We start from the raw sequence: 12,918 nt of genomic DNA on the forward strand, positions 1-12,918 counted from the left end.
AACAGACAACAAACAATTTCAATCTTGCCATTCATAGTTTAGTAAACCGTGGCCAGAAAGCATTATTCCATTGCTATTGGGGTGATAGCAAGGTGACTTTATCGCTTTACGGGTTTTTTATTAGGAAATAGTGATAAGTTGTTAATCTTTAGTCTTTATCCTAAGACATTTGAAATAATGAAATAGGAAAAATGAATATTATTTAGACATATTTAAAAATGAGTAGCGCTCTGTTTGTTGGATTATTAGAATCTTGCCCATGAAAACAAATAATCAAGTTGTACAGTTTGTCACGATTGATGACGATGAGGCAGGTCAGCGAGTGGATAATTTTTTGCTGGCCCGTTTAAAAGGTGTACCTAAGAGCATGATCTATCGGATCTTGCGTAAAGGTGAAGTTCGGGTCAATAAAGGAAGAATCAAGCCTGAATATAAATTGGCAGCAGGTGATGTCATCAGGATACCGCCAGTGAGAGTCGCAGAAAAGCAAGAAACCCTGGTTTCTGCCAAGCTGGATAAGGTTGCTGCCCTGGCAGAGTGTATCTTGTATGAAGATGACCATATTTTAGTCATGAACAAACCTTCGGGAACCGCAGTACATGGGGGCAGCGGCCTGAGTTTTGGCGTGATAGAAGGGTTACGGGCCTTGCGTCCTGAAGCGCGTTTCCTTGAACTGGTGCATCGGCTTGATCGCGATACATCGGGCATTTTGTTGATTGCGAAAAAGCGTTCTGCATTGCGGGCACTGCATGAACAATTACGCTTGAAACAGATGCAGAAAGACTATTTGGCATTAGTGCGCGGGCAATGGCAATCTCATTGTAAAGTCGTGGAAGCGCCCTTGTTGAAAAACCTCCTGCAAAGTGGGGAAAGGGTGGTTAAAGTCAGCCAGGAAGGCAAACCGTCTGAAACCCGTTTTAAAGTTGAAGAACGATATGCGTTTGCGACCTTGGTGCGGGCAAGTCCGGTGACGGGGCGAACCCACCAGATCCGCGTGCATGCTTTACATGCCGGTCATCCCATTGCATTTGACGATCGTTATGGCGATAGGGCATTTGATGCACAGCTTGTGGCAACAGGGCTTAACCGATTGTTCCTACATGCCAGCTCATTAAAATTTACCCATCCATCCACGGGGGAAACGTTGCGTTTCGAAGCCCCAATGGACGATAGGTTGCGGAATTGTTTAAAAATACTGCGGCATACTCATCATTGAGAACGTACCGTCAGTGGGTTTATCCCCTGACGGATAAGCATCTCTGTCAAAGTGATGAGTGGTAAGCCGATAAGTGTGTTCGGATCTTTGCCATCAAGTTTTTCAAATAATGTAATGCCTAAGCCTTCACTTTTGAAGCTACCAGCGCAATTGAAAGGCTTTTCTTTGTTTAAATAATGAATGATTTCTGTTTCGGTAAGATCTCTGAAATAGACATGAAATAGTTCACAACGAGTATCAACCTCGTCGGTTTTGCTATTAAGTAACGTAATGCCGGTATAAAAAGTGATACATTTTCCACTGGCTTTTTTCAGTTGCAAGAAAGCATTCTCAAAGTTATGGGGTTTGCCGGTAATTTTGTTATCTAAAACACAAATTTGATCCGACGCTATAATCAGATGACTGGCATGTTCCCGCTGTAATGCACTGGCTTTTGCCTGTGACAGCCGCATGACCAATTGTTTTGGACTTTCATTTTCCAGCGGGCTTTCATCAATATCAGGGGAAGCACAAGTAAAAGGTAACCCCAATTTTTCCAACAATAGGCGGCGATATTCAGAAGTTGATGATAAAACAATCGGAAGCATCATTTTTCCATAAAATACGTAGAGAAATATTTGTGGGCATTTTAAACTATATGCCGCTTAATAAGCGAATATTTGTCGGAAAGGCACAGATGTTTGGCCTTTTTCTTTGACTATGTCTCACTACAAAGATAATATGCGCGCCTTATGCAGAAGGTAAAATTACCCCTGACCATTGATGTGCTTCGAGCAGCCCAGAAAAGATTGGATTACCACGGTAGCTACTCTGCTGGGCAAGTTTCTCGTATTGCGGAATCTGTGGTCAGTGTGGATGGTGATGTAGATAGCTCATTATCATTTCAAATTGATAATCAGCGTCTGGCAATAGTAAAGGGGCATTCCGATGTGGATGTTACGCTTGCTTGCCAGCGTTGTGGCAGTAATTTCAGTCATCATGTTCACACAACGTATTGTTTTAGCCCGATCGTCAATGACGAACAGGCTGAAGCATTACCGGAAGAATATGAGCCAATAAACGTTAACGAATTTGGCGAAATAGATTTGCTGGCAATGATTGAAGATGAAATAATTCTCTCTCTGCCGGCGTTTCCGGTACATGATTCTGAACACTGTGAAGTGTCCGACGCGGACATGGTGTTTGGTGCACTGCCTCCTGAAGCAGAAAAACCAAACCCATTTTCCGTATTAGCCAGTTTAAAGAAAAGTACTTAAGGAGTAAGGTCAATGGCCGTACAACAAAATAAACCAACTCGTTCTAAGCGTGGTATGCGTCGTTCTCATGACGCACTGACTGCAACACTTGTCTCTGTAGACAAAACTTCCGGTGAAACTCACCTGCGTCATCACGTGACTGCTGATGGCTATTACCGTGGCCGCAAGGTAATCAACAAGTAATTCAGCTAACCATTAGCAAGTTGATATCTTGGCTAATCTAACCTTAGCGTTAGATGCTATGGGCGGGGACTTTGGTCCTCGCGTCACGGTGCCTGCTGCATTGCAGGCACTGGCATCTAATCCACAATTGAAGCTATTGTTGGTCGGTAATCCCGAAACCATCTTTCCCTTGCTTGCAAATCAAAATGCCGAGCAGCTTAGTCGTTTGCAAATTGTCCCTGCGGAACATGTCGTTTCCAGCGATGCAAGGCCATCTCAGGCTATTCGTTCCAGCCACGGTACTTCGATGCGTATAGCCCTGGACTTAGTGAAATCGGGCAAGGCACAGGCTTGTGTCAGCGCGGGAAATACAGGTGCATTGATGGGATTGGCTAAAATGATGCTGAAATCCATTGAAGGCATTGAGCGGCCTGCATTAATGACAGTCATTCCTAATCTAAAACAGCAGAAGACCGTTGTATTAGATTTAGGCGCTAACATTAATTGTAATAGCCGCATGTTAGTGCAGTTTGCGATTATGGGCGCGGTGATGGCAGAGTATGTTGCAGGGGTGGATAATCCACGTGTTGCACTACTCAATATCGGGGAAGAGGAATCCAAAGGGCTGGATAATATCCGCGAAGCCGCTATAACCTTGCGCAATGCCCCTGCGATTAATTACATAGGGTATGTGGAAGGAAATGAGTTACTGACGGGGAAAACAGATGTGCTCGTATGTGACGGCTTCGCAGGTAATGTTACGCTAAAAACAATGGAAGGTGTGATCAGGGTGTTTTTATCTCTGATAAAGTCACCGGATGGTCAGCAGAAAAAATCATCTTGGTTAATGAAACTATTCAAGATGAAGATATTCAAGAAATGGTTGCTAAAACAGGTAACCAAGCGGTTTGGCCATTTAAACCCTGACCAGTATAACGGGGCAACGCTATTAGGATTGTGTGGCATCGTCATAAAAAGTCACGGTGCTGCCAATGAACGCGCTTTTAAGGCTGCAATTGATCAGGCCATTCAAGCGGTAGAGAAACAGGTTCCTGACAGAATCGCTGCCCGGCTGGATGCAGTATTACCCAAGAGTGAATAGCATAAATGTATACAAAGATCTTAGGTACGGGCAGTTATTTGCCTGCGCAGGTGCGTACTAACGCAGATTTAGAAAAAATGGTAGAGACGTCTGACGAGTGGATTGTCACCCGGACGGGCATTCGTGAACGTCGTATTGCCGCAGAAGATGAAAATGTTGCCACTTTGGGTTTCAATGCGGCTGAAAAAGCCATTGAAATGGCTGGCATCGATAAAACACAAATTGACCTCATCGTTGTCGCGACAACAAGCTCAACTCACGCCTTCCCAAGTGCGGCTTGCCAAATTCAGCAATTATTGGGCATTCAAGGTGTTGCAGCTTTTGATGTTGCGGCTGCATGTGCTGGCTTTACTTACGCGTTGAGCGTGGTCGATAAATTTATTAAGACGGGTGCGGCTAAACATGCCCTGGTGATCGGTTCTGACATTATTTCAAGGGTTCTCGATCCTGAAGATCGCAGTACGGTGATCCTTTTCGGCGATGGGGCGGGAGCCATGGTCGTCGGGGCTTCAGAGGAACCGGGCATCTTATCCACACATCTGCATGCTGATGGACGTCATGGCAATTTACTGTCATTGTCTCATCAAAGCCGGGTGAAATGTGATACACCAGAATATGTGACGATGGCTGGCAATGAAGTCTTTAAAGTTGCTGTTCGTGAATTAGCAAATATTGTTGATGAAACATTAGAAGCCAATAATTTGCTCCACTCTCAGCTTGATTGGCTCGTCCCTCATCAGGCGAATTTGCGTATCATTTCGGCAACGGCCAAAAAACTAGATATGACAATGGATAAAGTGGTCGTGACGCTGGATCGTCATGGCAACACCTCGGCAGCATCTGTTCCGACAGCATTCGATGAAGCGGTACGCGATGGAAGGATCCAACGCGGTCAACTTATTTTACTTGAAGCATTTGGCGGTGGCTTTGCCTGGGGCTCAGCGCTGGTACGTTTTTAATTCAACAGGAAAATAAACATGTCTGATTTTGCAATGGTGTTTCCCGGTCAAGGTTCTCAATCTCTGGGTATGTTGGCAGATTTAGCCGCAGAATTTCCACTGGTTGAACAGACGTTCGCAGAGGCCTCTGCGGTTTTGGGATATGATTTATGGACATTAGTTCAGCAAGGGCCTGTAGAAGAACTGAATAAGACTTGGAAAACCCAACCTGCGTTACTGGCAGCTTCGGTAGCAATTTGGCGTGTATGGCTGGAGAAAGGTGGTAAAGCACCTTCCATGATGGCAGGGCATAGTCTTGGCGAATATTCTGCGCTGGTCTGTGCGGGTGTCATTGGGTTCCAGCAAGCGATTGAACTTGTTGAATTGCGTGGAAAATTGATGCAGGAAGCGGTACCCGAAGGGCAAGGGGCAATGTATGCCATTATCGGTTTAGATAATGAATCTATTGCAAAGGCATGTGAAGAGTCAGCACAAGGCCAGATTGTTTCACCGGTTAATTTTAATTCACCTGGGCAGGTTGTTATTGCCGGTGAAAAAGAAGCTGTAGAGCGTGCGGGCGCGGCATGCAAGGCCGCAGGTGCCAAACGCGCGTTGCCGTTATCTGTTAGCGTGCCTTCGCACTGCGCACTGATGACATCCGCCGCTGAGCAATTGGCGGTTGCATTGCAAAAAGTTGTGTTTAATCAGCCACAGTTCCCTGTCGTGAATAACGTCGATGTAAAAGTAGAAGAATCTGCCGATGCTATTCGAGACGCCTTGGTTCGTCAGTTGTATAATCCGGTGCGTTGGACAGAATCAGTTGAATATATTGCTGAACAGGGAATTGGACAACTGTTAGAGATCGGACCAGGTAAGGTACTCACCGGACTAACGAAACGTATTGTTGATACTTTAAGTGCTGTAACAGTAAATGATGTATCATCACTCACAGTTGCTCTGAATAAATGACTGAGGAAAACATGAGCTTTGATGGAAAAATTGCACTGGTCACTGGCGCCAGCCGTGGCATAGGTCGCGCAATTGCAGAATTATTGGTTGAACGTGGTGCATGTGTTGTTGGCACTGCAACCAGTGAGAAGGGAGCTGAAGCGATCAGTGCCTTCCTAGGTGATAAAGGCAAAGGTTTTGTACTGAATGTCACAGATTCAGAATCCATTGAAAATGCACTATCGAATATTCGTGCCGAATTTGGTGAAATAGACATTTTAGTTAATAATGCAGGCATCACTCGTGATAACTTGTTGATGCGCATGAAAGATGATGAGTGGCAAGATATTATTGACACCAATCTTTCTTCGATTTTTCGTCTGTCAAAAGCAGTAATGCGTTCTATGATGAAAAAACGTTATGGGCGTATTATTTCTATCGGTTCTGTGGTTGGAACGATGGGAAATGCAGGGCAGGCGAATTACGCGGCAGCGAAAGCAGGAGTTATTGGTTTTAGTAAATCATTGGCTCGTGAAGTCGCTTCCCGTGGCATCACTGTTAACGTTGTTGCACCTGGTTTTATTGAAACGGATATGACCAGAGCGTTGACAGACGAACAACGTGCGGGCATTGCTGCTGAAATACCTGCAAATCGTCTTGGTGATGCAAAAGAAATTGCCAGTGCTGTAGCGTTTCTTGCTTCTGACGAGGCCGCTTACATCACGGGTGAAACATTACATGTCAATGGTGGCATGTACATGATCTAAAAAATGAGCGAACCCACTGTTTTTGATGTATTTTTTGTGCAAAAAAAGCAAATTGTGGTTCGACCAGCCGGGATTTGGTTGCATCTTTTCCTGTATTTTATAAACTACGAAAACCATCGCAGAAGCGAGTTTTGATAGGAAATTTAATAGTATGAGCACTATCGACGAACGCGTTAAGAAAATCATCGTTGAACAACTGGGTGTTAAAGAGGAAGAAGTTGTGAACACAGCTTCATTTGTTGATGACTTGGGCGCTGATTCTCTTGACACAGTTGAACTGGTAATGGCTCTGGAAGAAGAGTTCGATATCGAGATCCCAGACGAAGAAGCTGAAAAAATCACTACAGTTCAGGCTGCTATTGACTACGTTGAAAACGCAGGTAAATAAGCACACATACCTAGGCGGTCGTTCGACCGCCTATGTTTTTCGTCCTAAATTTTTTCCCTCCCTGGAGGATAACCGTGTCTAAGCGTCGAGTAGTCGTGACCGGACTAGGCATGTTATCTCCTGTCGGCAATACAGTAGCGTCTTCCTGGAATGCTGTTTGTGCCGGACAGAGTGGTATCTGCCTTATCGAACATTTTGACACCGCTAACCATGCAACTAAATTTGCGGGTGTGGTGAAGAATTTTAATCATGAAGATTTCAATATTTCGCGCAAAGAAGCCCGGAAGATGGATCTCTTCATTCAATATGGTATTGCTGCGGGCAAACAAGCTATTGAAGATGCAGGAATCGAAGTAACAGAAGCCAATGCTAGCCGCTTTGGTGCTGCTATTGGTTCTGGTATTGGTGGCTTGGGTCTGATTGAAGAGAATCACGGTACATTATTATCGGCGGGGCCTCGTAAGGTCAGCCCATTCTTTGTACCTTCAACCATCATCAATATGGTGGCAGGCCATTTGAGCATCCTTTATGGTCTGCGTGGTCCGAGCATTTCCATTGCAACTGCCTGTACTTCTGGCGTACACAATATCGGCCATGCAGCTCGCATCATTGCCTATAATGATGCTGACATTATGCTGGCAGGTGGTGCAGAAAAAGCGAGTACTGAGTTTGGTGTTGCCGGATTCGGGGCGGCACGAGCGTTATCAACCCGTAACGATGAGCCTCAAGCCGCAAGCCGGCCTTGGGATAAAGATCGTGATGGTTTTGTGCTGGGCGATGGTGCAGGTATTGTCGTACTTGAAGAGTATGAACACGCCAAAAAACGCGGTGCAAAAATCTATGCGGAAGTTGTTGGCTTTGGCATGAGCAGCGATGCGTACCATATGACATCACCACCTGAAGATGGTGCAGGTGCCGCTTTAGCCATGCAAAACGCCCTGAAAGATGCGGATGTTTCACCAGAGCAAGTGGGCTACATCAATGCTCATGGTACTTCAACGCAAGTTGGCGATATTGCAGAAGCCCGTGCAGTGGAGTATGTTTTTGGTGAAGGCACTAAAGTATTGGTGAGTTCAACCAAGTCAATGACAGGCCACTTGCTGGGGGCGGCAGGAGCAGTTGAATCTATTTTCACTATTCTTTCCCTGCGTGATCAGATTGTCCCTCCAACCATTAACTTGGAGAATCAGGACGAAAGCTGTCGTTTGGATTTAGTTCCGGGTAAAGCACGTAAAGTTGAAGGAATGGAATACGCACTGTGTAACTCTTTTGGTTTCGGTGGCACCAATGGGTCATTGATTTTCCGCAAGATCTAAACTCACTTTATGTTTATAAAAAGCCTCAACATTTGTTGGGGCTTTTTTATCAAAAATTGGGGAACGAAAATGACGTATTGGATTAATGGTCATCAGTGCGATCACTTACCGGTTAATGATCGTGCTGTACAATTTGGTGACGGCTGTTTTACCACAATAAGAGTTGAGCAAGGGTTACCCGCCTTGCTGCCTTTGCACATAAAACGGTTGCAGAAAGGTGCTGAAAAACTTTTTATACCCACACAGGATTGGCCTCAACTTGAAACTCACATTAAACAGGTCGCGAAAGGGTGTGAATCGGGGGTTTTGAAAGTCATTCTTTCCAGAGGTGCGGGAGGCCGTGGTTACAGTTCTGATGAGACGATAGAGCCTACCCAGATCCTGTCTTTAGGTTCGTATCCTGAACGCTATATGGCTCAGCGTCAAAAAGGGATTTCATTATCCCTGAGTCCCATTCCGCTGGGAATTAATCCCTATCTGGCTGGCATTAAACACTTAAATCGCTTGGAGCAGGTTCTGATCAAACGGTTCATTGACCAAGCCAAAGTAGATGAAGCCTTAGTACTTGATAGTCATGGCCTATTAGCAGAATGCTGTACTGCCAATATTTTCTGGCGAAAAGGAAAAAATGTTTATACGCCTGACCTCAGTCAGTGTGGTGTGGAAGGCATCATGCGACAAAAGATAATCGAACTGTTGGCGGAAAGTGATTATCACTTATCCTGTGTCATGCGCTATCCTGAAGCTTTGGCCCATGCAGATGAAGTACTTATCTGTAATTCCTTAATGCCAGTATTGCCGGTCAATCAAATTCAAGCGCATAAAAATCAAGCTGTGTGGGAATATCAGTCAAGAGAGTTGTGTGAATATTTATTACCTGAATGTTTAAAACCCTAGTGAGTATTCAGAAGCACAAATAAAGTGATGATCGAATGAAACTTAAAAAGCGCATTTTCATCCTGCCCGGATTAATTATCGCGATTGCAGTGATCCTCTTTTTTTCTTTTATGCAGAAAATAGAAAACTTTGCGGATCAAGATAGCCATCTTAGCCAAGAAGTTATCTTGACTGTGCCGGCGGGAACGGGGCGCACTGGGCTGGAAGTTTTACTGACTCAGCATAAATTAATTGAAGATAATCAATTACTGCCATGGCTGTTTCGCCTTGAGCCGGAATTGGCGAAGTTTAAGGCCGGAACTTACCGCCTGCAAAAAGGCATGTCCTTAAGGGCTATCCTGCAACTGTTTGCCAGTGGTAAAGAAGCTCAGTTTGCCATTCGCTTTGTGGAAGGCAGCCGTCTTTCTGATTGGTCAAAAATATTGCAGAATGCCCCCTATTTAAAGCATGAAACAGAAAGCAAAACGCCTCAAGAGCTGCTTGATATTTTGGGCATGAAAGAGGGTGAGTCACTGGAAGGTGGGTTTTATCCTGATACCTACCTGTATACAGCAGGCACGAGTGACATAGAATTACTCAAACGAGCCCATGACAAAATGAAGACGGTAGTAGAGCAGGCGTGGGAAAACAGGGAGAAGAACCTGCCCTATAAAAATGCCTGTGAAATGTTGATCATGGCTTCAATCATTGAAAAAGAGACGGCAATTGAAGCGGAACGAACTAAAGTTGCCTCGGTATTCGTCAATCGTCTACGGTTAAAGATGAGACTGCAAACGGACCCGACGGTGATTTATGGCTTGGGTGATAAATATACGGGCACCATCTTTCGCAGTAATCTCAACACATTCACCGCATACAACACTTATATGATTGATGGGTTACCACCCACACCCATCGCCATGCCGGGTTTGGCTTCAATTAAGGCAGCCGCACATCCCGCGGTGACAGAATACTTATATTTTGTGGCAAATGGTGATGGCGGCCACACTTTCACCACCAATCTGGTCGAACATAATAAAGCAGTCAGTTTTTATCGCCAAAGGTTAAAGCAGGATAAATGAACAGCAAATTTATTGTAATTGAAGGGCTTGAGGGCGCGGGAAAAACAACAGCAATCCAAACCGTGGTTGGCACCTTAAAGCAGTCTGGGATTTCTGACTTGGTTCTTACCCGTGAACCCGGCGGAACACCGTTGGCAGAAAAATTACGTGAACTGATTAAACAAGGGGTTGAGGGCGAATCACTGACAGATAAAGCAGAGCTATTAATGTTATATGCTGCCAGAGTTCAATTGGTGGAAAATATTATCAAGCCGGCGTTGTCAAAGGGAAACTGGGTCGTTGGTGATCGCCATGATCTCTCTTCTCAAGCCTATCAGGGAGGAGGCAGGGGGATCGATCAGCGCTTGATGGCGTTATTACGCGAAGCTGCATTGGGTGATTTTTATCCGGATTTAACCCTCTATCTTGATTTACCGCCGGAAGTCGGCTTACAACGTGCCCTTGAGCGTGGTGAATTGGATCGGATTGAAAAAGAGTCTTTGGATTTCTTCCAGCGTACCCGTGCAAGGTATCTCGAACTGGTGGCGAAAGATGACAGTATCAAAAAGATTGATGCCACTCAGCCTCTGGAAAAAGTGCAGGATGATATTCGCCATACCTTACTTGCTTGGTTAAAACAACATGGGTCAAAAGAACAGGAAACTCAGGCATGAATTGGTATCCGTGGCTCAATCATGCCTACCGTCAGTTAGTTGAACTCCATCAACAGGGGCGTGGGCATCATGCTATTTTGTTTCATGCTCATGCGGGAATGGGTGCCGATGCTTTATTGTATGGCTTGAGCCGCTGGTTAATGTGCCAGAATAAACAGGGAATGAAAAGCTGTGGCAAATGCCACGGCTGTCATTTAATGTTGGCGGAAACGCATTCTGACTGGCATGTCCTTGCGCCTGAGAAGGGCAAAAATACCATTGGGGTAGACGCAGTACGCCAGCTCAATGAAAAGCTCTATGAATATTCTCAGCAGGGAGGTGCCAAAATTGCGTGGATCACCTCCGCAGAATCCCTGACTGATGCGGCTTCTAATGCCTTGTTAAAGACATTGGAAGAGCCGCCCAAAAACACCTATTTTCTGTTGCAGTGCCAGAGTCCTGTCAATTTGCTGGCCACACTGCGCAGCCGCTGCTTTTACTATTTTATTCCGGCACCTGAATCTTCAGCTGGGCTTTATTGGTTACAAAAACAGCTTCCGGCGATCGCCTCTTGGGATGCACAAACCGCATTAAAACTCTCCCAAGGGGCGCCATTGGCAGCGGAGCAACTGCTCCAGACGGAAAAATGGCAGCAGAGAAACGCGTTTTGCCAAGCGATTGAACAGGCATTGCGTAAATGTGATACCCTGTCACTCTTACCATTGCTAAATCGTGATGATGTACAGCAATCTTTGCATTGGCTGATCAGTTTATTATCCGATGCAGTGAAATGGCGGCAGCAGGCACAGAATTACTGTGTTAACCAAGATCAACAAGTATTGATTCATTATCTTGCTTCTACCCAAAGTGTGGAAACATTATTAAATACTGTTGATGATTGGGTGCATTGTCGTCATCAATTATTCTCTGTGGTGGGCGTCAATCGGGAATTGTTGTTAACGGAACAATTACTCAATTGGGAAAAACAGTTTTGTCCGGCACAGTCACTTAGTTAGAGACGAGCATATTATGTTTTTAGTGGATTCACATTGTCATCTCGATTGCCTTGATTATGAAACGCTGCACAAAAGTGTCGATGATGTTGTGGCGAAAGCAGCCGGGCGGGACGTGAAATATATGTTGGCCGTGGCCACAACGCTGCCTGGTTTCCGGCAAATGAAGACGTTGATTGGTAAACGGGAAAACGTCGCCTATTCCTGCGGCATCCACCCATTGAATTTGGATGAAGGTCACGATTTCGAAGAGCTTGCCCGTCTGGCTGCGGATGAAGATGTTGTCGCAATGGGGGAAACCGGGCTGGATTATTATTACCAGAAAGAGAATGCTGAACTCCAGAGAACCGCGTTTCGTCAACATATTCGCATTGGCCGTGAACTCAATAAACCGGTCATTGTGCATACCCGTGAAGCAAGAGACGATACATTGATGGTTTTGCGGGAAGAAAAAGTCCAAGATTGTGGCGGTGTACTGCACTGCTTCACGGAAGATAAAGAAACGGCAAGGACTTTGCTGGATTTGGGTTTTTATATCTCTTTTTCCGGCATTATCACCTTCCGTAATGCCGAACAGATCCGCGAAGCGGCAAGATTTGTGCCACTGGATCGCATTCTGGTAGAAACTGACTCACCTTATCTGGCGCCCGTTCCCCATCGTGGCAAACAGAACCAGCCGGCTTATGTCCGTGATGTGGCTGAATATATGGCTGTATTGAAAGGGGTCAGCATTGATGAACTGGCTGCGGTGACGACAAGAAATTTTGGTGAACTGTTTCATATCGATATTAAAGCAGACTAAGTTAACCCTATCACACTGTGTTTTTAGGTATCACGACAAAAAGGAGAAGTAAGATGGCTGAAGAAACGATTTTTAGTAAAATAATCCGCCGAGAAATTCCTTCTGATATTATTTATCAGGATGATTTGGTTACCGCATTCCGCGATATTTCCCCTCAGGCACCAACCCATGTTTTGATCATACCTAATGTATTGATCCCAACAATTAACGATGTGACCGCTGATCATGAACTTGCTTTGGGGCGTCTGTTTACCGTAGCCGCAAAAATTGCGAAAGAAGCCGGCATTGCAGAAGATGGCTACCGTTTGATCATGAACTGTAATCATCATTCAGGACAGGAAGTTTTCCATATCCACATGCATTTGGTTGGTGGCCGCCCATTGGGCCCGCTATTGGCAAAATAATAAGCCGGCAGAATAA

16 protein-coding genes are annotated in these 12,918 nt (G+C 45.2%); 15 read left to right on the forward strand and 1 reads right to left on the reverse strand.

Annotated elements, in window-relative coordinates; all coding sequences use genetic code 11:
• Window positions 1-259 precede the first annotated feature (259 nt).
• The gene (rluC, locus tag PSI17_RS01160) at window positions 260-1,216 is read left to right on the forward strand and encodes a 23S rRNA pseudouridine(955/2504/2580) synthase RluC (protein WP_273550187.1); all 957 of its coding nucleotides are present in this window, start codon (window positions 260-262) and stop codon (window positions 1,214-1,216) included.
• On the opposite strand, the gene PSI17_RS01165 is transcribed toward rluC, so the two are convergent.
• A complete protein-coding gene (locus tag PSI17_RS01165) occupies window positions 1,210-1,803 on the reverse strand; it encodes a Maf family protein (RefSeq protein ID WP_273550188.1) in 594 nt (197 codons plus the stop codon). The genes rluC and PSI17_RS01165 overlap by 7 nt on opposite strands.
• A 144-nt stretch (window positions 1,804-1,947) precedes the next feature.
• Between PSI17_RS01165 and yceD the strand changes: the two genes are divergently transcribed.
• From yceD to hinT, 14 genes are all read left to right on the forward strand, one after another.
• Window positions 1,948-2,472: a 23S rRNA accumulation protein YceD gene (gene yceD, locus PSI17_RS01170; RefSeq protein ID WP_273550189.1), complete on the forward strand. Its 525-nt coding sequence runs from the start codon at window positions 1,948-1,950 to the stop codon at window positions 2,470-2,472.
• Between the two features lie 12 nt (window positions 2,473-2,484).
• A complete protein-coding gene (gene rpmF / locus PSI17_RS01175; protein ID WP_004253223.1) occupies window positions 2,485-2,655 on the forward strand; it encodes a 50S ribosomal protein L32 in 171 nt (56 codons plus the stop codon).
• 28 nt (window positions 2,656-2,683) lie between these two features.
• A complete protein-coding gene (plsX, locus tag PSI17_RS01180; RefSeq protein WP_273550190.1) occupies window positions 2,684-3,736 on the forward strand; it encodes a phosphate acyltransferase PlsX in 1,053 nt (350 codons plus the stop codon).
• A gap of 5 nt (window positions 3,737-3,741) precedes the next feature.
• Window positions 3,742-4,695, forward strand: coding sequence for a beta-ketoacyl-ACP synthase III (locus PSI17_RS01185; protein WP_273550191.1), 954 nt, complete (start codon window positions 3,742-3,744; stop codon window positions 4,693-4,695).
• A gap of 18 nt (window positions 4,696-4,713) precedes the next feature.
• Complete coding sequence (gene fabD, locus PSI17_RS01190; RefSeq protein WP_273550192.1) at window positions 4,714-5,643, forward strand: ACP S-malonyltransferase; 930 nt, start codon at window positions 4,714-4,716, stop codon at window positions 5,641-5,643.
• 11 nt (window positions 5,644-5,654) lie between these two features.
• Window positions 5,655-6,389, forward strand: a complete 735-nt coding sequence (fabG, locus tag PSI17_RS01195) for a 3-oxoacyl-ACP reductase FabG (protein WP_273550193.1) — start codon at window positions 5,655-5,657, stop codon at window positions 6,387-6,389.
• Window positions 6,390-6,540: 151 nt separating this feature from the next.
• On the forward strand, window positions 6,541-6,777 hold the full coding sequence (gene acpP / locus PSI17_RS01200; protein WP_012989255.1) for an acyl carrier protein: 237 nt from the start codon (window positions 6,541-6,543) through the stop codon (window positions 6,775-6,777).
• Window positions 6,778-6,851: 74 nt separating this feature from the next.
• Window positions 6,852-8,093, forward strand: a complete 1,242-nt coding sequence (fabF, locus tag PSI17_RS01205; protein WP_273550194.1) for a beta-ketoacyl-ACP synthase II — start codon at window positions 6,852-6,854, stop codon at window positions 8,091-8,093.
• A 69-nt stretch (window positions 8,094-8,162) separates the two neighbouring features.
• A complete protein-coding gene (gene pabC / locus PSI17_RS01210) occupies window positions 8,163-8,990 on the forward strand; it encodes an aminodeoxychorismate lyase (RefSeq protein WP_273550195.1) in 828 nt (275 codons plus the stop codon).
• Window positions 8,991-9,025: 35 nt separating this feature from the next.
• Complete coding sequence (gene mltG / locus PSI17_RS01215; RefSeq protein WP_273550196.1) at window positions 9,026-10,051, forward strand: endolytic transglycosylase MltG; 1,026 nt, start codon at window positions 9,026-9,028, stop codon at window positions 10,049-10,051.
• Complete coding sequence (gene tmk, locus PSI17_RS01220) at window positions 10,048-10,704, forward strand: dTMP kinase (protein WP_273550197.1); 657 nt, start codon at window positions 10,048-10,050, stop codon at window positions 10,702-10,704. Before mltG ends, tmk begins: the two co-directional genes overlap by 4 nt.
• On the forward strand, window positions 10,701-11,699 hold the full coding sequence (holB, locus tag PSI17_RS01225) for a DNA polymerase III subunit delta' (protein ID WP_273550198.1): 999 nt from the start codon (window positions 10,701-10,703) through the stop codon (window positions 11,697-11,699). The genes tmk and holB overlap by 4 nt, the downstream gene beginning before the upstream one ends.
• A gap of 13 nt (window positions 11,700-11,712) precedes the next feature.
• Window positions 11,713-12,498, forward strand: a complete 786-nt coding sequence (locus PSI17_RS01230) for a metal-dependent hydrolase (protein WP_273550199.1) — start codon at window positions 11,713-11,715, stop codon at window positions 12,496-12,498.
• A 53-nt stretch (window positions 12,499-12,551) separates the two neighbouring features.
• On the forward strand, window positions 12,552-12,902 hold the full coding sequence (gene hinT, locus PSI17_RS01235) for a purine nucleoside phosphoramidase (protein ID WP_273550200.1): 351 nt from the start codon (window positions 12,552-12,554) through the stop codon (window positions 12,900-12,902).
• Window positions 12,903-12,918: the final 16 nt, after the last annotated feature.

Source organism: Xenorhabdus sp. IM139775 (assembly GCF_028598745.1).
Classification (GTDB): Bacteria; Pseudomonadota; Gammaproteobacteria; order Enterobacterales; family Enterobacteriaceae; genus Xenorhabdus.

Coding starts and splice junctions, on each gene's coding strand:
- yceD (WP_273550189.1), top strand. CDS start 1,948: ATGCAGAAGGTAAAATTACCCCTGACCATTGATGTGCTTCGAGCAGCC.
- fabG (WP_273550193.1), top strand. CDS start 5,655: ATGAGCTTTGATGGAAAAATTGCACTGGTCACTGGCGCCAGCCGTGGC.
- PSI17_RS01230 (WP_273550199.1), top strand. CDS start 11,713: ATGTTTTTAGTGGATTCACATTGTCATCTCGATTGCCTTGATTATGAA.
- rpmF (WP_004253223.1), top strand. CDS start 2,485: ATGGCCGTACAACAAAATAAACCAACTCGTTCTAAGCGTGGTATGCGT.
- PSI17_RS01185 (WP_273550191.1), top strand. CDS start 3,742: ATGTATACAAAGATCTTAGGTACGGGCAGTTATTTGCCTGCGCAGGTG.
- pabC (WP_273550195.1), top strand. CDS start 8,163: ATGACGTATTGGATTAATGGTCATCAGTGCGATCACTTACCGGTTAAT.
- mltG (WP_273550196.1), top strand. CDS start 9,026: ATGAAACTTAAAAAGCGCATTTTCATCCTGCCCGGATTAATTATCGCG.
- tmk (WP_273550197.1), top strand. CDS start 10,048: ATGAACAGCAAATTTATTGTAATTGAAGGGCTTGAGGGCGCGGGAAAA.
- rluC (WP_273550187.1), top strand. CDS start 260: ATGAAAACAAATAATCAAGTTGTACAGTTTGTCACGATTGATGACGAT.
- holB (WP_273550198.1), top strand. CDS start 10,701: ATGAATTGGTATCCGTGGCTCAATCATGCCTACCGTCAGTTAGTTGAA.
- PSI17_RS01165 (WP_273550188.1), bottom strand. CDS start 1,803: ATGCTTCCGATTGTTTTATCATCAACTTCTGAATATCGCCGCCTATTG.
- acpP (WP_012989255.1), top strand. CDS start 6,541: ATGAGCACTATCGACGAACGCGTTAAGAAAATCATCGTTGAACAACTG.
- fabD (WP_273550192.1), top strand. CDS start 4,714: ATGTCTGATTTTGCAATGGTGTTTCCCGGTCAAGGTTCTCAATCTCTG.
- hinT (WP_273550200.1), top strand. CDS start 12,552: ATGGCTGAAGAAACGATTTTTAGTAAAATAATCCGCCGAGAAATTCCT.